This is a genomic window from Sphingomonas trueperi (assembly GCF_040545965.1).
In the GTDB taxonomy this organism is placed as follows: domain Bacteria; phylum Pseudomonadota; class Alphaproteobacteria; order Sphingomonadales; family Sphingomonadaceae; genus Sphingomonas; species Sphingomonas trueperi_C.
This window is the reverse complement of record NZ_JBEPMV010000002.1, coordinates 226,396-245,129: the sequence shown is the minus strand read 5'-3', so window position 1 is coordinate 245,129 and position 18,734 is coordinate 226,396. Positions and strand designations below refer to the sequence as shown.

Annotated in this window: 16 protein-coding genes and 1 tRNA gene; 13 read left to right on the top strand and 4 right to left on the bottom strand. The window is 65.6% G+C overall.

Annotation, left to right across the window (positions count from 1 at the left end):
* Positions 1-14: 14 nt before the first annotated feature.
* Positions 15-3,602, bottom strand: a complete 3,588-nt coding sequence (locus ABIC35_RS04950; RefSeq protein ID WP_121077201.1) for an ABC transporter permease/M1 family aminopeptidase — start codon at positions 3,600-3,602, stop codon at positions 15-17.
* A gap of 11 nt (positions 3,603-3,613) precedes the next feature.
* Positions 3,614-4,492, bottom strand: coding sequence for an ABC transporter ATP-binding protein (locus ABIC35_RS04945; protein ID WP_121077199.1), 879 nt, complete (start codon positions 4,490-4,492; stop codon positions 3,614-3,616).
* A gap of 189 nt (positions 4,493-4,681) precedes the next feature.
* Here ABIC35_RS04945 and ABIC35_RS04940 point away from each other — a divergent pair, with 189 nt between their 5' ends.
* Positions 4,682-5,233, top strand: a complete 552-nt coding sequence (locus tag ABIC35_RS04940) for a PRC-barrel domain-containing protein (RefSeq protein ID WP_121077197.1) — start codon at positions 4,682-4,684, stop codon at positions 5,231-5,233.
* A gap of 22 nt (positions 5,234-5,255) precedes the next feature.
* Here ABIC35_RS04940 and ABIC35_RS04935 read toward each other — a convergent pair.
* Positions 5,256-5,345: transfer RNA gene (locus ABIC35_RS04935), tRNA-Ser, on the bottom strand.
* 255 nt (positions 5,346-5,600) lie between these two features.
* On the opposite strand from ABIC35_RS04935, the gene ABIC35_RS04930 reads away from it, so the two are divergent.
* From ABIC35_RS04930 to ABIC35_RS04885, 10 genes are all read left to right on the top strand, one after another.
* On the top strand, positions 5,601-6,152 hold the full coding sequence (locus ABIC35_RS04930) for an FxDxF family PEP-CTERM protein (protein WP_121077195.1): 552 nt from the start codon (positions 5,601-5,603) through the stop codon (positions 6,150-6,152).
* 161 nt (positions 6,153-6,313) lie between these two features.
* Positions 6,314-7,351, top strand: coding sequence for a lytic murein transglycosylase (locus ABIC35_RS04925; protein WP_121077193.1), 1,038 nt, complete (start codon positions 6,314-6,316; stop codon positions 7,349-7,351).
* The gene (locus ABIC35_RS04920) at positions 7,335-8,168 is read left to right on the top strand and encodes an SPOR domain-containing protein (protein ID WP_147425876.1); all 834 of its coding nucleotides are present in this window, start codon (positions 7,335-7,337) and stop codon (positions 8,166-8,168) included. The genes ABIC35_RS04925 and ABIC35_RS04920 overlap by 17 nt, the downstream gene beginning before the upstream one ends.
* Before the next feature lie 31 nt (positions 8,169-8,199).
* On the top strand, positions 8,200-9,366 hold the full coding sequence (locus tag ABIC35_RS04915; RefSeq protein ID WP_121077190.1) for a D-alanyl-D-alanine carboxypeptidase family protein: 1,167 nt from the start codon (positions 8,200-8,202) through the stop codon (positions 9,364-9,366).
* A 5-nt stretch (positions 9,367-9,371) separates the two neighbouring features.
* Positions 9,372-10,355 (top strand): DNA polymerase III subunit delta', encoded by a 984-nt coding sequence (locus tag ABIC35_RS04910; RefSeq protein WP_121077188.1) that lies wholly within the window; start codon positions 9,372-9,374, stop codon positions 10,353-10,355.
* A gap of 45 nt (positions 10,356-10,400) precedes the next feature.
* On the top strand, positions 10,401-11,906 hold the full coding sequence (gene metG, locus ABIC35_RS04905; RefSeq protein WP_121077186.1) for a methionine--tRNA ligase: 1,506 nt from the start codon (positions 10,401-10,403) through the stop codon (positions 11,904-11,906).
* Positions 11,903-12,682, top strand: a complete 780-nt coding sequence (locus ABIC35_RS04900) for a TatD family hydrolase (RefSeq protein WP_121077184.1) — start codon at positions 11,903-11,905, stop codon at positions 12,680-12,682. The genes metG and ABIC35_RS04900 overlap by 4 nt, the downstream gene beginning before the upstream one ends.
* Before the next feature lie 25 nt (positions 12,683-12,707).
* Entirely contained in the window at positions 12,708-13,478 is a 771-nt protein-coding gene (locus ABIC35_RS04895; protein ID WP_121079392.1) for an MBL fold metallo-hydrolase, read from the top strand.
* Entirely contained in the window at positions 13,475-14,089 is a 615-nt protein-coding gene (locus ABIC35_RS04890) for a retropepsin-like aspartic protease family protein (protein WP_121077182.1), read from the top strand. Before ABIC35_RS04895 ends, ABIC35_RS04890 begins: the two co-directional genes overlap by 4 nt.
* Positions 14,090-14,279: 190 nt before the next feature.
* The gene (locus ABIC35_RS04885) at positions 14,280-15,698 is read left to right on the top strand and encodes an ISNCY family transposase (protein WP_121077180.1); all 1,419 of its coding nucleotides are present in this window, start codon (positions 14,280-14,282) and stop codon (positions 15,696-15,698) included.
* A 537-nt stretch (positions 15,699-16,235) separates the two neighbouring features.
* Here the strand turns inward: ABIC35_RS04885 and ABIC35_RS04880 are convergent.
* On the bottom strand, positions 16,236-16,697 hold the full coding sequence (locus tag ABIC35_RS04880) for an SAM-dependent methyltransferase (RefSeq protein ID WP_121079390.1): 462 nt from the start codon (positions 16,695-16,697) through the stop codon (positions 16,236-16,238).
* Positions 16,698-16,879: 182 nt separating this feature from the next.
* Between ABIC35_RS04880 and ABIC35_RS04875 the strand changes: the two genes are divergently transcribed.
* Positions 16,880-17,272, top strand: coding sequence for a nuclear transport factor 2 family protein (locus ABIC35_RS04875; protein WP_121077176.1), 393 nt, complete (start codon positions 16,880-16,882; stop codon positions 17,270-17,272).
* A gap of 661 nt (positions 17,273-17,933) precedes the next feature.
* Entirely contained in the window at positions 17,934-18,614 is a 681-nt protein-coding gene (locus tag ABIC35_RS04870) for a hypothetical protein (RefSeq protein WP_147425875.1), read from the top strand.
* Positions 18,615-18,734 lie beyond the last annotated feature (120 nt).

Sequence of the window (18,734 nt, the reverse complement as noted above, 5' to 3'; positions counted from 1 at the left end):
ACCTGCAGGGTTCCTCAGCCCCCGCTGGTCGCAATCACATTGTCGTCGGAGTTGCGATCGATGCGGACATTGTACGGATCCGCACCCGCGAACGCCGGCTTCGCCTTGGTATCCAGCGTGATGGTCTGCACGCCGGTGCGGATCGGCAGCCGCTGTAGCACGAGGACGTCCTTCGCCGCGAAGCTGCCGCGGCCCGGCATCGCGGCGAACGCGCCGAACTCGGCCTGCTCGGCCATCGGCGCTTCGGTCTCCTTGCCCTTGCCGTCGGCATAGAGCTTGTGCGCCTCGATCGTCAGCGTGGTGCGCCAGCGGCCGTCGGGCAGCTTCTTCACCACCGCAGAGCGGGTCTTGATGTCGTACAGCGTGATCCGCTCGAACAGATCGGTGATCAGCGCATTCTCGGCCGGCGTCGCGCCGACGCGGAACTCGGCGATCAGGTCGAGGCTGCGCGGGTAGGGCGGGCCCTGGAAGCGCCATTTGGCGTCGTAGCGCTTGAGCGCCGCGTCGACCCGCGCCTCGCCCAGCTCGTCCTTCAAGCGGTACATGGCGAGGCTGCCCTTGCGATAGTGGATATAGGGCTGGTTCTCGACCCGGGCGAGCGGCAGTTCCTCGATCACCTCGCCGCCGCGGCTGCGCAGATAGCGATCGAGCTCGTATTTGAGGAAGCGGCGGATCTGGTCGCGGCCATAGAGGTGCTCCATCACCATCAGCGACGAATATTGCGCCAGCGTCTCCACGCCCATCGTCGCGCCCTGGTTGTCGGAGGTGACGACCTGATGTGCCCACCATTGGTGCCCCAGCTCGTGGGCGGCGACATAGGTGACGTAGTCAATCTTCTCGGGGTCCGAGAGGTCGGCGATGAAGCCGATGCCTTCCGAATAGGGCATGGTGCCGGCGAACGCCTGGGCGAACTGGGCATAATCGGGGAACTCGATGATCCGCGCCTGGCGGAACTGATAGGGCCCGAACGACGGCTGGTAATAGTCGAGCCCATGGCGGAAGGCGGCGAGCATTCGGTCGACATTGGCGCCGTGCTGGGCGTCGTAATAGACCGCCAGATCGATGCCGTTGTGCTGGAGATGCTTCTCCCGGTAGCGGGCCGACTGCACCGAATAGAAGTTCAGGATCGGCACCGAAGTGACGAACCGCGCGGTGCGGCGGCCGCCCTGGGTGCGATCGGCGACCTTGTCGCCCGGCGCGAGCGGCGTCTGGTCGGCGTCGGTTGAGACGGTGATGTCGGTCTGGATCCAGTCGGTGTGGAAAGCGCTGAACCGGGTGCCTGCCAGGTCCTCCAGCTTGGGCGGGCGGAGTTCGGACGGCAGGCCGTATTTGCGGCGCTTGGCACGATCCTGCAGCATGCCGGAGCGTTCTATACCCAGTACCGGCACGAACTCGGCGTTGTTGACGAAGGTGCCGTTGCTGACGACGCGGGTGTCGTTGCCGCCATTGGCGAAACCGCGCTGGCGCCGCTCGGTGCGGAAGTCGAGTGTGGTCGTCGCCCCCGGCGCCAGCGGCGTGGCGAGGTGGTAGATGCGGTACTGGAAGCGGGGGTAATCCTTGGCGACGCTGGCGCCCGGTATCGTCACCGCGACCAGCCTGGTGATCCGGTCGCCCATGCGGACATGGATGGCATCGAGCGGCTTGCCGGTGCGATTGACCAGCGTCAGCCGGCCGGCGGCGGTGAGGCCCGGTTGCTGCGGGCGGATGTCCACCGCGACGCGGGCCGACTCTACCGAGGGCTGCGGCACGCGCTCGAACGGCAGCAGCGTCTTCTCATAGTCGGCAAGGTCGCGCTCGTCGCTGATCGGGGTGCGATAGACGTTCCAGACATGGGTGTTGATATAGACCCACACGCCGGTCGCCACGAACACCGCCAGCGCCGCACCGCCGACCAGGCCGGCGCCACTCGCCAGTTTGCGGGGGAGGCGGTGAAGGCGCGGCAGCAGCCGCGTCTCGGTACCGCGCCGCCACAGGCCATGGGCGAGGACCAGCAGCAGCACCGCGAAGGCCGACCAGTAGAGCCGCAGCCACCAGGCGCCGATCCAGAACGTCCCCTGGCCGTTCATGTCGGACAGCGGCACGCGCGGGCCCTGGGCGTAGTTGTAGAGCACGTCGCCGAAGCCGAGATTGCCCAGCGTCACCCGGCCGATGATGTAGACCACCATCAGCCCCCAGCCGACGAACTTGTGCGGGCTGAGCGCCTGGAGGAACACCGCCAGCACCGCGAGCAGGGCATAGTCGACGGTTTCCGGCAGCACGTACCAGAGCAGATACTTGCCCAGCTCGAAATCGCTGTAGCCATGGACCAGCTGCATGATCATGCCGCCGATCACGCTCACGACCAGCGTCGAGAACAGCACCAGCGTCACCGCCAGTGCCTTGGGCAGTACGAAGGCCCAATCGGGGATCGCGCTCGCGTCGACGATCTCGTGCATCTTGCGGTCGCGCTCGCGCCAGACGAGCTCGCCGGCATAATAGATGGCTATGATCAGCGGGATCAGCCCGAAGGCGCCCTTCAGCAAATCGATCACTACCCGCGTCGCCGGCAGCACGGGCGTGCCGAACACCTCGCCGAGATCGGTCAACGAGGCCATCGCGTTGAACAGGCCGAGCGCGAGCAGCACGAAATAGGCCGGGCTCTTGAACACCTGCGCCATTTCGAGCCGCGTGCGCACGACGAGCTGGGTCCAGGCAGCGCTGCGGTCGTAGCGCGGCATCGGCAGCGGGCTGGCGGGGCGGGGGGCTTCCACCGTCTCGGGCACGGCGGCCGCCGCCTTGGCCGCCTTGCGCGCCTGCTTGGAGGGCCGGGTCGAGAAACCGAACCGGGCATAGGCGAGTGCCAGCGCCGCTGCCGCGACGCCGAGCACGATCAGCCGATTCCACAGGACCAGCCCGGCCAGCGGGATGGTCAGCGTGTTGCGATCGGCGGCGGTCCAGTATTTGGTCAGGTAGCTGGTCGCGCCGAGGCCGAACGGCTCGGCATAGGCGCCGGCCAGTTCATAGGCCGGGTTGCGATCGAGCACGAGGGTCGCGACGAAGAACAGGATCAGGAAGGCGACGACGCCGACATAGGTGGCCATCATCGAACGGGTGATCGTCGCCAGCGCGAAGAACATCGCCGAGGTCAGCAGGATGTTGGGCAGCGCCAGCACCACATAGGCAGAGAGAAAATAGCCGAACCGGTTGGGCCCGAGCGTCTCGGGATCCACCCAGGGCATGTGGCTGCCGATCCACACCGCCACCGGCACGGCGAGAAAGCCGAGCGCCGCCGCCAGGAAGGCCCCGGCGAAGCGGCCGAACAGATAGGCGCTCTTGGTGACCCGGGTGGCGCGGACGATCGGGCCGAAGCCGGTCTCGTCGTCGCGGACCACGACGTTGGCGACGAACGCCGTCGCCACGAACATGTAGAACAGCGTCAGGATCTGCATCATCTGCGCGATCGCGAAGGGCGCGTTCTTGTGGACGTTGCCGCCCGCGCCGATCTGGATCTGGTCCACCGTGGTCGCGCCGAAGGCGAGCAGGAAGAAGATGACGATCGCGACCCAGAAGACAGGGTTGCGGCGCTGGTAGCGCCACTCAAAGCCGAGGATGCCGGCGAACATGGCCACCTCCCTCAGGCTGCGCGACGCGAGGCGTCGAGCGTCGAGAAATACACGTCTTCCAGCCCGCCCTGGACCGGGGTGAAGCCGTCGCCCGGCGCGCCGTCGGAAACGACATGGATGATCGTGCGACCCGCGAACAGCCGGGTGGAAATCACCCGGTAGCGCTCGCGGTGCGCCACCAGTTCGTCGCGCGCGATGGTCTTCTGCCACACCCGGCCGCGCGTCTCCTCGATCAGCGCGAGCGGGGCGCCCTCGAGCAGCACCCGCCCGCCGGCGAGCACCGCCATGCGCGGGCACAGATCGGCCACATCCTCGACAATATGGGTGGAGAGGATCACCACGACATTGTCGCCGATCTCGGCGAGCAGGTTGAGAAAGCGGTTGCGCTCCTCGGGGTCGAGGCCGGCGGTCGGCTCGTCGACGATGATCAGCTGGGGATTGCCGATCAGCGCCTGGGCGATGCCGAAGCGCTGGCGCATGCCGCCCGAGAAGCCGGCGAGCGCCTTCTTGCGCACGGCCCAGAGATTGACCTGGTGGAGCAGCGCCTCGACCGTCTCTTTGCGTTCGCTGCGGCCTGCGATGCCTTTCAGCACCGCCATATGGTCGAGCATGTCATAGGCCGAAACGCGCGGGTAGACGCCGAAATCCTGGGGGAGATAGCCGAGCGTCCGACGGAGCAGCTCGGGCGTGGCGATCACGTCTAGATCGCCGAAGCGGATGGTGCCGGAGGTCGGGGTCTGCAGGGTGGCGATGGTGCGCATCAAAGTCGACTTGCCGGCGCCGTTGGGGCCGAGCAGCCCGAACATGCCCGGCGGGATCGCGAGCGTCACGCCGTCCAGCGCCCGGGTGCCGTTGCCGTAGACATGCGTGAGATTGTCGATCTGCAGCATTCGATACTTCCCCCGTCGAGATAATGTGCGCAAGGCTAGCAGCTGTATTGCTGATGTAAAGCAGCTCTGCACGATGGGGTTGCTTTCGTGTGGGCAAGGACCCTTCGCCGCGCCGCCTCGTTGAGAGCGACGCGCCGGTCGGGACGGTCCCCGCTGCCGCCGCACGGAGACGGGAGCGAAGGAGCATCGATGGCAGACATCGCCGGCTGGCTGGCCCTCGCCGCTACCTGCATCGCCGCCCTGATGACGGCATCCAATCTCGGCGCGCGTGTCACCGGCTGGGGGTTCGTCGTGTTCACGATCGGTGCGATCGCATGGATCGTCGTCGGGATCGCGACGCAGCAGACCCAGTTGCTGTGGAGCAACATCTTCCTCGGCCTCGTCGACCTGTTCGGCATCTGGCGCTGGCTGGGACGCCGCGCCCGCTTCAGTGATGCCGCAGATGTGGAGCAGGAACGCAGCCGGCAAAGCCCTGGTGAGAACCTATTCGCAGCCTCGGGCCTCGACGGCATGCCGGTGAAGGGCTGCGATGGGCAGGTGCTTGCCTATGCGGTGGATGCCATGCTGGCGTGCGCGGGCGGCAGCCTTTCGCATCTCGTCATACGCGAAGGGGGCGTGGGCGGGGTCGGAGAGACCCTGCGACGGCTGCCATGGGCCGAGGTCCGGGTGAAGGACAATGCGCTGCTGACGCCGCTCGACAGCACCGCTCTGGCGCGGCTACCGATCGTCGAATCGACGTAGAGAACACCGCCCAGGCGTTCGGTGGCGGAGAGGGTGGGATTCGAACCCACGGTGAGCTTGCACCCACGGCGGTTTTCAAGACCGCTGCCTTAAACCACTCGGCCACCTCTCCGCGTGACGGCAGCGCCTAGTCCTAGTTCGTCTCCGGATCAATCCACCCCCCCGCGCAACAGGACTTTCACAGCGCTGTCACGTTCGAGTCGCGAGGCTTCAAGCGCCAAAGATCGTAAACGCAGGCCATTTCGTTGTTCCGGACCGGGACGCGGTCCCCGTTCGGGACCAACGCTTTGTTGAAGCCGCCGCCGCGATGGCTAGTTCGGAAGAGGCTTACAGCAATCGTTTCGACTCCAGCGAAAACAGAGGGTTCATGATCAACAAGCTTCTTCCGGCACTCGGCGCCATTGCCGCCGTCGTCTCCTTCTCGGGCGTCGCGCAGGCTGCCCCGGTGATCACCACCACGAACTACACCGGCGCGAACATGAACATCGTTCCGGGCGTCGACGGCACCTACTCGGCCGATTTCGGCAAGGCGGGCATCAAGGCCGGCAACTTCGAGCACATCTACACCTTCACCCTGCCGGCCTATCTGACGGGCAGCGCCTCGATCAACACCAGCGCGGTGAAGCTCAAGGCAGCCAACGACCTCGACCTGTTCTCGGTCACCTTCAACGGCGTCGCGCTGACCGGCACCTATGGCGGCCTGAACGAGGCGGTGTTCGCCAATGACGTGCCGATCGTCGCCGGCAAGGAAAACACCATTGTGATCAAGGGCCTGTCGCGCGGCAACGGCTCGTACGGCGCCCAGGCGACCTTCGCCCCGGTTCCCGAGCCCGCCAGCTGGGCGATGATGATCGGCGGCTTCGCGTTCGTCGGCGGTGCGGTGCGTCGCCGCAACACCGCACGCGTCGCGTTCGCCTGAACCACGCCCGCCGCACCTCCTGAGGTGCGCTGGATCGAAGGACACCGGTCGCGCCCCGCGCGACCGGTGTTTTTCCTTTGGTCGCCACCGGATGCGGTTTTCGTCGTATCGGACGGACGCACGGGCTTTCTGTGGGCGCGCGGCTGTGCAACAGCCGGGCCATGTTGCGTATTCGCTCGTACCGCGCCGGGATTGCCGGCCTCGCCATTGCCCTCGCCGTGCCGACAACCCCTGCGCTGGCGCAGGACGAGGCGGGCTTTCAAAGCTATCTCCAGACCCTCGCCGCCCAGGCCGCCGCCGCCGGGGTGAGCCGCCGCGCGATCGATGCGGTGATCCCGACGCTCACCTATAATGCGCGCGTGGTCGAGCTCGACCGCCAGCAGCCGGAGAGCAGCCCCAACGCGCCGGTGCCTGCCTTCGCGCCCTATCGCGCCCGCCATGTCGATGCCGATCGCATCACCCGTGGCCGCGCCGCCTATCTGCGCGCCCGCGGGCGGCTCTCGGCGATCGAGCGCGAGACCGGCGTGCCCGAATCGATCATGGTCGCGATCTGGGGGCACGAGACCAATTATGGCCGGGTGATGGGCGGGTTCGACCTGCCGCGCGCCCTGGCCAGCCTTGCCTATGAGGGGCGGCGCCGGGCGCTGTTCGCCGACGAATTCATCGCCACGCTCAAGATGATCGACCGCGGTGTGCCGCGCGACAAGCTGGTCGGCAGCTGGGCGGGCGCGTTCGGCGGGCCGCAATTTCTCCCCAGCGTCTATCTGCGCCTCGCCCGCGATGGCGATGGCGACGGGGTGGCAGACATCTGGAACAGCGATGCCGACACACTGGCCTCGATCGGCAATTATTTCGTAAACGCCGGCTGGCGGGCGGGCGTGCCCTGGGGCTTTGCGGTATCCGTCCCGGGCTCGCTCGACCGCCGCCTGATCGCCAACCGCACCACCAGCCCGCGCTGTCCGCGTGTCCATGGCCGCCAGAGCCAGTGGAAGACGATGGCCGAATGGCGTGCGCTCGGCATCGTGCCGCAGGGCCGCGCCTGGCCGGGGGACGACGTGCTGGCGACGCTGCTCGAACCCGACGGGCAGGGCGCCACCGCCTATCTGCTCACCGGCAATTACCGCGTGATCCTCGACTATAATTGCTCGAATTTTTACGCTTTGTCGGTAGGCCTTCTGGCCGATGCAGTGGAACGCTAGACCGATCACGCTTGCCTTGGCGCTGTTTGCCGCGGCGAACGCGCATGCCCAGGATGTGGACCCGGCCGCCGCCCCGACCGGGCCGCACGGCAGCTCGCAGCTGGAGCCGGGGGAAGGGCGCTATGATGCCGTCGGCTATGCCGCCGTCCTGCGGCTGGGCGGCGCTGCGCTAGCGGTAAGCCCGAGCCTAATGGTGGAAAGCTATGCCGAGGTGACCGCGCTCGACAGCGGCCGCACGATCCTCGTCCGCATCGCCGAGACCTCCGAGGTTCCCGGTGCGATCGCCGCGCTCTCCGAAGGCGCTGCGAGCCAGCTCGGCGTTCCCGCTGACCGGCTAGTGGCGGTGCGGATCCGCGCCGTGCGTCCCTCTGCCGAGGATCAGGCAGCGCTGCGCAGCGCCGGCGCCGCCCAGCCCCGCATCGATTCGCCGCCCGCCCTGCTGCGTGCCCTGCGGCTGCAGCTTCCGCAAACCGCCCCTGGCGAACCGCTGCCACCGCCGCCGCCGCAATCCGATCCGATCGTCGACGTCATCCCGCACCCGCTCGCGAGCGCTGCGGCACCGACGAAACCCCGTCCAGTCGCCAAGCCCGCCGCGTCGAAGCCCGCGCAGGGCCGCTATCTGGTGCAGGTGGCCGCACTTTCTTCGCCCGAACGCGCACAGGCGCTTGCCCAAAAGCTACACGGCTTCGTAAAGGCAGGGGGCGGGCTCTATCGTGTCCAGCTCGGCCCCTTCGCGACGGAGGTGGCGGCGGAGCGGGCGCGGGCAGAGGCCGTTCGGGCCGGGTTCGGAGATGCGCGCCGCACCACGGTCCGATAGGGGTAATTACTCGCGTTCTGGACCGATCATCATGAAGAAGCTCGCCGCCGCCTCGTTCCTGGCGCTCGCCATCGCCGCTCCGCTGCAGGCCGCCGGCCCGGATTTCCCGACGCCCGCGCCGATCGCGTACATGGAGGACATGTCCTCGGGCGCGATCCTGTTCGCCAAGGATGCCGATCGCCGCATGCCGCCGGCCTCGATGGCGAAGATGATGACGGTCTATGTCGCGTTCGACCTGATCAAGAAGGGCGAGCTCAAGCTCGACCAGAAGATCGAGGTGCGGCCCGAGACCTGGAAGAAGTGGCACTCGCAGGGCTCGACCATGTTCCTCGGCGTCGGCGAGCAGCCGACCGTGGCGGACCTGCTCAAGGGCATCGTGACGCTCTCGGGCAACGACGCCTGCGTCGTGCTGGCGGAAGGCATCGCCGGCACCGAGGAGGGCTTCGTCAACCTGATGAACGATCGGGCCAAGAAGATCGGCCTCACCAACAGCCATTTCGGCACGTCGAACGGCTGGCCCGATGAAGGCCGGACCTATGTGACCGCGCGTGATCTGGCGCACCTTGCCGCTGCGACGATCCGCGACTTCCCCGATCTCTACAAGTCCTTCTATTCGCTGCCGAGCTTCAAATGGGGCAAGACCCTGGGCGCCGGCGCGGATATCGAGCAGGGCAACCGTGATCCGCTGCTCGGCAAGGTGCCCGGTGCCGACGGCCTCAAGACCGGCCACACCGAAGAGGCAGGCTACGGCTTCACCGGTTCGGCCGAGCAGAATGGCCGCCGTCTCGTGATGGTGCTCGCCGGGGTCAACAGCTACAGCGCCCGCGCCGACGAATCCGTCCGCTTCATGCGCTGGGGCTTCGCTGCCTGGAGCACCAAGCCGGTGGTCAAGAAGGACCGCACCGTCGGCACCGTCGACGTGCAGGGCGGCACCGCCAACAAGGTTGCCGTCGTGGCACCCCGCGACCTCAACATCACGCTGCCCTCGGGTCTGAGCCCGAAACTTGCCGGCAAGATCGTCTATCAGGGCCCGGTGAAGGCCGGCTTCAAGAAGGGCGACCATATCGCTGACCTGATCATCGAGGGCGAAGGCATGCCGCAGCAGGTGCTGCCGCTGGTCGCCGCCGAGGATGTCGGCCAGGCCGGGTTCTTCGGCCGCGCCTGGGCCGGCCTGATGTCGCTGCTCCACCTGGCCTGATCGCCTTGGCCGACGCCCTGATCGGCAACAGCCAAGCCCGCGACGCGCTCGCCGCCGCCATGGCGAGCGGCGCGTTGCACCATGCCTGGCTGATTGCCGGGCCCGAGGGCGTGGGGAAGGGGGGCTTCGCCCGCATCGCGGCTGCGCGGATGCTGGCCGAGGCCGCCGAGCCCGACCGGCTGATGCCCGGCTGGGAGGTGCCGGAGACAACCCGCACCGCGAGCCTGATCGCCGCGGGCAGCCACCCGGACCTCAAGGTCCTCGCCCGGCTGCCCAAGGATGCCGACAAGCCCGACGAGGCGCTCGCCCGCTCGATCACCATCGCGCAGGTGCGCAGCCTCCAGCCGCTGTTCGCGACCAAGCCCTCGCTGAGCCCGCGCCGGGTGGTGATCATCGACGCGATCGACGATCTCGAGCGCGGCGGTGCCAACGCGCTGCTCAAGAACCTCGAGGAGCCGCCGGCGGGGACGATCTTCCTGTTGGTGAGCCATGCGCCGGGCCGGTTGCTGCCGACGATCCGCTCGCGCTGCCGGCTGCTGCGGTTCGAGCCGCTAAGCGATGCCGAGACGACGACGGTGCTCCGCCGCCAGATCCCCGAGGCGAGCGAGATCGAGATCGCCGCGCTGGTCGAGGCGGCCGAAGGCTCGCCCGGGCGCGCGCTTCGCTTCGCCGGGCTCGACCTGTCGGCACTGGAGGCGGACATGGCGCAGCTCGCCGAGCATGGGGACCCGGACAACGCCCTGCGCACCCGGCTCGGCCGCCAGCTCGGCGCCAAGGCCGCCCAGCCGCGCTACGAAGCCTTTCTGGAGCGCACGCCCAGCTTCATCGCCGCGCGTGCCAAGCGGCTGGAGGGCGAAGCGCTGCGGACCGCGCTCGATGCCTATGCCGCAGCACGCGAACTGGCCGGGGCGGCACTGGGCCTGTCGCTGGATGCCACGGCCACGGTATTCGAGATGAGCGGCATCCTCGCGCGGTTGGCGCGACGCTGAGCGTACAGGTTGCCCGTTGCTGCGCCGCATCCTAAAGCGGCGGACATGGCTGACCCCTTCTACATCACCACCGCTATCCACTATCCCAACGGCAAGCCGCATATCGGCCATGCCTATGAGATGATCGCCGCCGACGCGATCGCGCGCTTCCAGCGCCAGCAGGGTCGCGACGTGTTCTTCCAGACCGGCACCGACGAGCATGGCCTCAAGATGGTGCAGACTGCCCGCGCCCGCGACATGACCGCGCGCGAGCTCGCCGATGAAATGTCGAACCATTTCCGCGTGATGGCGGAGAAACTCGATATTTCGTGCGATCGCTTCATCCGCACCTCCGAGGCCGATCACTACCGCGCCAGCCAGGCGATCTGGGAGAAGATGGCGGCCAAGGGCGACCTGTATCTCGATCGGTACGAAGGCTGGTATTCGGTCCGCGACGAGGCCTTTTACGAGGAGAAGGAGCTGGTCGAAGGGGAAGGGGGCCAGAAGCTCTCGCCCCAGGGCACGCCGGTGGAGTGGACCAAGGAGGAGACCTGGTTCTTCCGCCTTTCGAAGTACCAGCAGCCGCTCCTCGACTTCTATGCCGCCAACCCCGACTTCATCCGCCCGGAATCGCGCCGCAACGAGGTGCTGCGCTTCGTCGAGGGCGGGCTGGTAGACCTTTCGGTCAGCCGCACCAGCTTCGACTGGGGCGTGCCGGTGCCGGGCTCGCCGGGGCATGTGATGTACGTCTGGGTCGACGCGCTGACCAACTATCTGACCGGCGCCGGCTTCCCCGACGATGCCGAGCGGCTGGCGCGCTACTGGCCGGCCGATCTGCACCTGATCGGCAAGGACATCGTCCGCTTCCACACCGTCTATTGGCCCGCCTTCCTGATGTCCGCCGACATCGCGCTGCCCAAGCAGGTGTTCGGCCACGGCTTCCTGCTCAACCGCGGCGAGAAGATGTCGAAGTCGGTCGGCAATGTCGTCGATCCGATGGAGCTGGCGGAAACCTACGGCGTCGATGCGCTGCGCTATTTCCTGCTGCGCGACGTCAGCTTCGGCCAGGACGGCACGTTCAGCGACGAGGCGATCGTCACCCGCGCCAATGCCGATCTCTCGAACAGCTTCGGCAATCTGGCGCAGCGCACGCTGAGCTTCATCGCCAAGAACTGCGAAGGCACGGTGCAGGCTGGCCGCGCTGACGATGCCGATGCGGTGCTGCTGGCCGAGGTCGACACCGCCTGCGCCGCCTTCACTCGGACGTTCCAGGATCTGGCGCTGAGCCAGGGCGTCGAAGCCTGGATGACCGGTGTGTTCGCTTGCAACCAGTATATCGATGCGCAGGCCCCCTGGACGCTGCGCAAGACCGATCCAGAGCGGATGCACGCGGTGCTGGGCACGCTGCTCAAGGCGATCCGTCGGCTCGGCGCGACGATCGAACCCGTGGTGCCGACCTCGGCGGCCAAGCTGCTCGCCCAGCTCGGCCCCGATGGTGATGCGGACTTCAAGATCGCACCCCCGACCCCCATCTTTCCGCGACTTGAACTCCAGGCTTCCGAGGACGCATGAAGCTCGCCGACAGCCATTGCCACCTGATCTACAAGGGTCTCGGGGAACAGCAGCCCGAGGTGCTGGCGCGCGCGCGTGAGGCGGGCGTGGTGGCGATGCTCAACATCTCGACGCGCGAGAACGAGTGGGATCAGGTGATCGCCGTCGCCGAGCGCGAGGCGGATGTCTGGGCAAGCGTCGGCATTCATCCGCACGAGGCGGACACGCACCCCCATGTCGACACCGCCAAGCTGGTCGAACGCGCCCGGCACCCGCGCGTGGTCGGCATCGGCGAGAGCGGGCTGGACTATTACTATGATCACAGCGACCGCGATCGCCAGCGGGCGAGCTTCCGCGCGCACCTGGCGGCGTCGCGCGAGACGCAGCTGCCGATCATCGTCCATACCCGGGACGCCGAGGAGGACACCGCCGAGATCCTGCGCGAGGAAATGGGGAAGGGGGCCTTCCCCGGCGTGATCCATTGCTTCACCGCCAGCCGGGCCTTTGGCGAGATTGCGCTGGAACTCGGCTTCTACATATCGATTTCGGGTATCGTGACGTTCAAGAACGCTAAGGACCTGCAGGAAACCGCCGCCGCGCTGCCGCTGGATCGGCTGCTGATCGAAACCGACGCGCCCTTCCTCGCGCCGGTGCCGCATCGGGGCAAGACCGGCGAGCCTGCCTTCGTGGCGGACACGTGCAGGTTCCTCGCGCAGCTTCGTGGCGAGGATCCCGAAATGCTGGCCGAGGCGACCCGCGCCAACTTCCATACGCTCTTCGCCAAGACGCTGGCGTGACCGGGCAGGGGACCTGCCCTTCGTGCTGAGCATCCGCATCCTCGGCTCGGGTACGTCCTCGGGCGTGCCCCGCATCGGACCCGACTGGGGCGCCTGCGATCCGAACGAGCCCCGCAACCGGCGGACGCGCTCCTCGGTGCTGGTCCGCAGCGCGACCACGACGCTGCTGATCGACACCAGCCCGGACATGCGCGCGCAGCTGATCACGGCAGAGGTTTCCGATGTCGACGCGGTGCTGTGGACCCATGACCATGCCGATCACTGCCACGGCATCGACGACCTGCGCCAGGTAATGCACGCGCGTAGCGGCACGCCGGTACGTGGTCTCGCGCGGCCGTTCACCTTCGAACAATTGCATAGCAAGTTCCACTATGTATTTGAGGGAAGAGGGAAGTTCTACCCGCCGGTGGTCGCGCTGGAGACGATGCCGGACAGCTTCACGATCGGCGACATCGCGGTTCGCGTCGTCGACCAGCCGCATGGCGGGATCACCTCGGCGGGCATGCGCTTCGAAAGCGGTGGCAAGGTCGTCGGACATGCCACGGATTTCCATGCGATGACCGCCGAGATGCGGGAGCTCTACACCGGCCTCGACGTATGGGTGGTCGACGCCCTGCGCCGCGCGCCGCATCCGACGCATCCGCACTTAAGCGAAGTGCTGGGCTGGATCGAGGAACTGCGTCCGACGCGTTCAGCGCTGGTCCACATGGACCACAGCATGGACTATGCGACGCTCGTTGCCGAACTGCCCGAAGGTGTCGAGCCGGGCTATGACGGGCTGGAGCTGCACGCGTGAACGGAACCGACGGCGTCAACATGGTCTGGCTGATCGGCGCACTGGTGCTGGTGGTCAGCGCGCTGTCGGTACGGCGGATCGGCTTCGGTCTGTTCCTGCGGACACTGCTCGGTTGGGCGGCGATCGTGCTGCTGGTGCTGTTCGCCGTCGGCCATCGCTACGAATTGGCCGCGGCTTGGTCTTCGCTGAGTGCGAAGCTGGGGCTCGAGGACCAGCGCGTCGAGGGCGACACCATGCGGATCCGGATGAGCCCGGACGGCCATTTCTGGGCGCGCGTGACACTCAACGGCGTCGAGCGCCGCATGCTGATCGACAGCGGCGCGACGATCACGGCGATTTCCGAGCGGACGGCAAAGGAAGCAGGCATCCAGACGTCCGAAGGACTGCCGGCAATCATCGAGACGGCCAATGGCAGCGTATCAGCGCGTCGGGCGCGGATCGCCGAGATAACGCTCGGACCGCTGAAGATGCGCGATCTGGGCGTGGTGGTGTCACAAAATTTCGGCGAACTGGACGTGCTCGGCATGAACTTCCTGTCGCGGCTGCACAGCTGGCGCGTCGAAGGCAACATACTGGTGCTGGAGCCGAAGGCGCCCGCGGCAACCGATTAGCGACCGGCTGCATCCCGGTCCGCATCGTCACCTCGACTTTACATAATATATATTATCGATCTAAGGTCTATGGTGTGGGTGTAAGCGCAACGTGCAAATGGCACAGCTCAGCAAAATAGAAATGGCACAACGGTGCCTTGGCTGAGCCGATCGTGTCCATAGGCGCCCTCGACAATGAGGGTGTGCAGCGATGGCGGTGCTGGCGATGAGCGATACCGAGATCTATCGGTTCGACACCTTGATGCGGCTCGAGCGTGGCGAGCTTCGGCCAGCTCGGGCTATGCAGCTGCTCGGACTGGAGCGCAGTCAGCTATATCGGCTGCTCCGCCGGCTACGCGCTGACGGGGCTGCTGGCCTGGTATCACGGAAACGCGGCCGCCCCAGTAATAGGCGTTTCAGCGATGCCTACCGGCAGCATGTCATCGCCATCGTCCGCGAGCGCTATGCCGATTTCGGCCCCACGCTGGCGGCTGAATACCTCGCCGAGCGTCACGGCATCACGCTCTCGCACGAGACGCTGCGGCAGCTGATGATCGGCGCCGGCCTTTGGAAACCCAAGGCCGCCAAACGCGCCAGGCTTCACCATACCCGAAACCGGCGCGAGCGCCGCGGCGAGCTCATCCAGGTCGACGGCTCGGACCATAACTGGTTCGAGGGCCGCGGCCCACGCTGCAGCCTGCTAGTCTATATTGACGACGCCACCAGCGAGCTGATGCACCTGGAGATGGCAGAGAGCGAGAGCGCCCTCTCCTACCTGCAGGCTACACGGACCTATCTCGAGCGGCACGGCAAGCCGATCGCCTTCTACTCGGACAAGCACAGCGCCTTTCGGAACAACCGCGCGACCGCCGACAGCGACGGCATGTCGCACCTAGGCCGCGCCCTCGACAAGCTAGGCGTGGAGATCATCTGCGCCAACTCGCCCCAGGCCAAGGGGCGGGTCGAGCGGGCCAACAGCACGCTTCAAAACCGCCTCGTCAAAGCGATGCGGCTTGAAGGCATCTCCTCCATCGCAGAGGCCAACACCTTCCTCCCCTCTTACCTCTTGCGCCACAATGCTCAGTTCGCCTGCCCACCCGCGGACCCTCGGGACGCCCATCGGCCGCTCGCACCGCACGAGGATGTGGAAGCCGAGATGGTCTGGCGCGTCGAGCGCTCGGTCACTGGCGCCCTGGCGCTCCACTACAACAAGGCGATGTTCATCCTGGAGCCGACGCCGCTTGCGCGGACGCTCGCCCGCAAGCGCGTCCATGTCTGCGAGTTTCCTGACGGCCGCATCGAGGTGCGGCACGGCGAAGTGGTCCTGCCCTACCGGGTCTACGACAAGATGCAGCGGGTCAACCAGGCCGAGATCGTCGAGAACAAGCGCCTTGGCGCTGCCCTCGCGATGGCGGCAGCAATTCAAGCTGTGACGCCTCATCATCGGCAAAGGAACAACAACGCGCCGGCGCGAGACTCACGGTCGGTGGGCGTTTTCGCTACACCGCGCATGGCTCTGGACGAGGGCCGATTGGGGACCGAGCCCCCAAAGCGACGGGGAAGACCGCCCCTCCCCCGCGTCAAGCGTCAGCCGGGCACCGTCGTCGAGGAAAAGCAGACTGTCCGCTGATGATGGAAAAGCTGCCGGTCTGCTCCCGTCCAATTGCGGCCGTTCGCAGCGCAGCTTAGAACAATGAGATGCGCGCCACGAGCACCTTGATCGTCTCGATTTTCGGATATGCCCTTCTACTGCTCGCGCCTGGGGTACTCCCATCCGCAGTGGGTTTCGGCGGCTACCTTTTGCTCGCTTTGGCTTGGCTCGGCGCGGTGCTTTGGCTGGTGTGGCGAGTGCAATGGCGCGCTTTCTCAGCCATTATGTCAGGGGTCGCTGTCGTAGCCTTGGTCGCATTCCCCTTTAACGCCATTGTGGTGGGCTGCTACGTGTTCAATGAATGCCCTTGAACGACCGCTTTCCACCCAATCTCGGCCGTCCCCGGGTGGGTTCGAGCTGAAAGCGGACGTTCCCCTGGGACTAGCGGCAAATGGCGGCTTTTGACACGACCGTTCGCCTGAATGGCCGAGATTGGGTGGGGAGCGGACAGGCAGCTTTTAGGAAGGCGCTGGCAATAGCTGCGGTACCGAAAACGGTCGAGAAACGGAATTCAGGCTACCAGTAGGCCGCCATCAGTTCAGCCACCCACTCTGGCTGGCGAACCTCGCCGCGAGGCAGGAACTCTCGCATCACCGGTTTGATGTCGATTACGGGCGTTCCGTCGATCGCGTCCAGCCCCTCGACGTTGAGCCGCGAACCTTTCACGCTCAACACGCGGCAGACGGTCACCCCGAGCCGATTGGGGCCGTTCTTACCTCGTTGCGCTAAAATACCCGTGAGGGGCCAATCTTCGCGACCCCTCGGGTGACGCGCACCTCGTTCGATCTTCTCAACAGGAACCCGGTCGAACAGGAAGATGATTTTGGCATGGCTGAACGCATCCAAGCCCGCCAGCGCTTCGGCGCCAACCTGCGCCTCGTCCAACTCGATCGTCGTTCGGCTGCTTCCCCAGTCGTCGTCGATTGGATCGGCCCTGCCGCCTCGAACATACCCTATGGGTTCGATCGTGAATGTCATAGTCACCTCCGATTGGCAACCGTCATTGCCACGCATGGGGCGGAAGCCGCCATGGCGAAAAATGGGTGGAGCGCAGACGGCAGCTTCCGGGAGCCCGGGATGGCTCCCGTTCAAGCTGGCCTCGTCCACGCGGCGCAGGGTAGCCTAATAAGGTAGAGGCCCACGGGAAGGAGATTACGACGATGATGCAACTTGAGAAGTATATCGCTGGTTGGCGGGCGCACGACGTGGCCGCGATACTCGCGACGCTTGCTCCGGATTGCGTCGTCATTGAGAGCTTTGGACCAATCTATCGCGGGCACGATTGTGTAACGCAATGGGTATCGACCTGGCTTGCTGAGAACGGCCGTGTAATTGACTGGACGATCCGCGATCTACGAACCTCAGCTGAGGGTGAAACTGCCGAATGGGCTTTCCACTATAGGTGGCGTGGTGAGGAAAAGCGGTTTGACGGGGCAACCATCGCCACACTGCACGATGGCAAAATCTCGTATCTACGTGAGTATGCTACGACGGCGGAGCTTTACGATTGGCGAGGTGCGTGGCAGCAGACATTTGCTCCGACGGTATCCTGACCTGCTCCAACTCCCTCCCGACAAATAGAGGCAAAAGCGGGATAACATCCCGCTGATCAACTGACGTCCGCCTTAGTCCGCTTTCGGGCGGGAGCGTTCAAAGCGGCGGGAGGGGGCAGCTCGGCGCCCAGTTTCGGACATCCAGGAGGCCGATCGACCTTCCCGAAAGCGGACGCAAACGCCCGCATTCAACACCCGCGGTTGGCGGCTGGAAGTGGGTGGGAAGCGGACATGACCGCTTTTGGAGAAAGAAATCGGCATAGCTTCCGTTGAGTGAGCCCCGACGTGGAGCAGCTTCCGATCAACTTAAGCTGTTAAAATCCAGCATTGGCTCCCGCTAATTCAGGCGCTCCCACCCTTCACGTAGGCTAAGTCTGGGTGGGCGGGCCATAGGCCCTCGAAGCATTCTTCCAGCGGCGGACCGTCTGCGGCACATAGACGATGCCGCTGCGGGCGATCTACGAGCCAGCGCTTTAAGGTGCAAGCAAATAAATCTGCTGGCGGAGTCCCGAAGGCTTCTCTAAGAATATGGCTAGTTGAATAAACAGTTTGATTCGTATCGTTGAATCAGGCTGTCATTCGATCTTCCCGCCTTCATTTGGGACTTGTTTGCACCATCCTTAAGGCCATCGCAGCTATTGCTAAGCAGAGGAGACTTCGAATGTGGAGACTCATCGCCCGAGGAGCAGTTGTCGCGGCATTGATCTGCAGTGCGGGTCCGGCGCTCGCGTCACAGAACGCCCAATACGGTGACGACTTTCGGCAAATGGACGTCAAAAGCTGCAGCACGAAAGCGATCGACGCACTCAGCGAACAGAAATTCATAGAAGGTAACAACGACGGCCAGGTTGTCTGGGGCTTTGACGAACAGAGCGTCGTCCTCGTCCGATGCGTGCCTTATAACAACGGCGTTTGGATCGAGGTGCTGGCCGCCAGTCGCTCCCCCGCGGAGGCAGAGCGGTTGCGCAATATCATCCGCATTCGCGTTTTCGACGCGCGCCGCACGCCCCCGGATATATTGGCGGTTACCCGTTTCAACGGCGACGGGCTGAACAGGGTCAAGCGACCACGAACCCAACCGGCCGCGCATTGGGGATACGATCATCGCCCTAAGAGCTTAGCTGCATGCACGGACGATGCGAAGGCAGCCATGCAGAAAAGCGGCCTCGCAATCTCAACCAGCGGCAACTCGGTTGTGTGGGGGCAGTCAGGCAGCGCGCTTGCGCTCGTCAAATGCTTATCGATTCCAAGCGGAGTGGACATACTTGTCTTCGCCACAAGCGATGTTTCAGCGACCGCCGAAGCGTATCGAAACAATATTCGCATCCTCACCTTCAAGTGAGCGGTACGAAGCAAAATACGCCAGATTGGCGGCATCTTCGACCTTGCAGAACGAGTGCGTGCGACTCTTCCATCCGGCGGCTTTCAGATGACCCGCAGTGCCCACCGGCTGGAAGTGGGT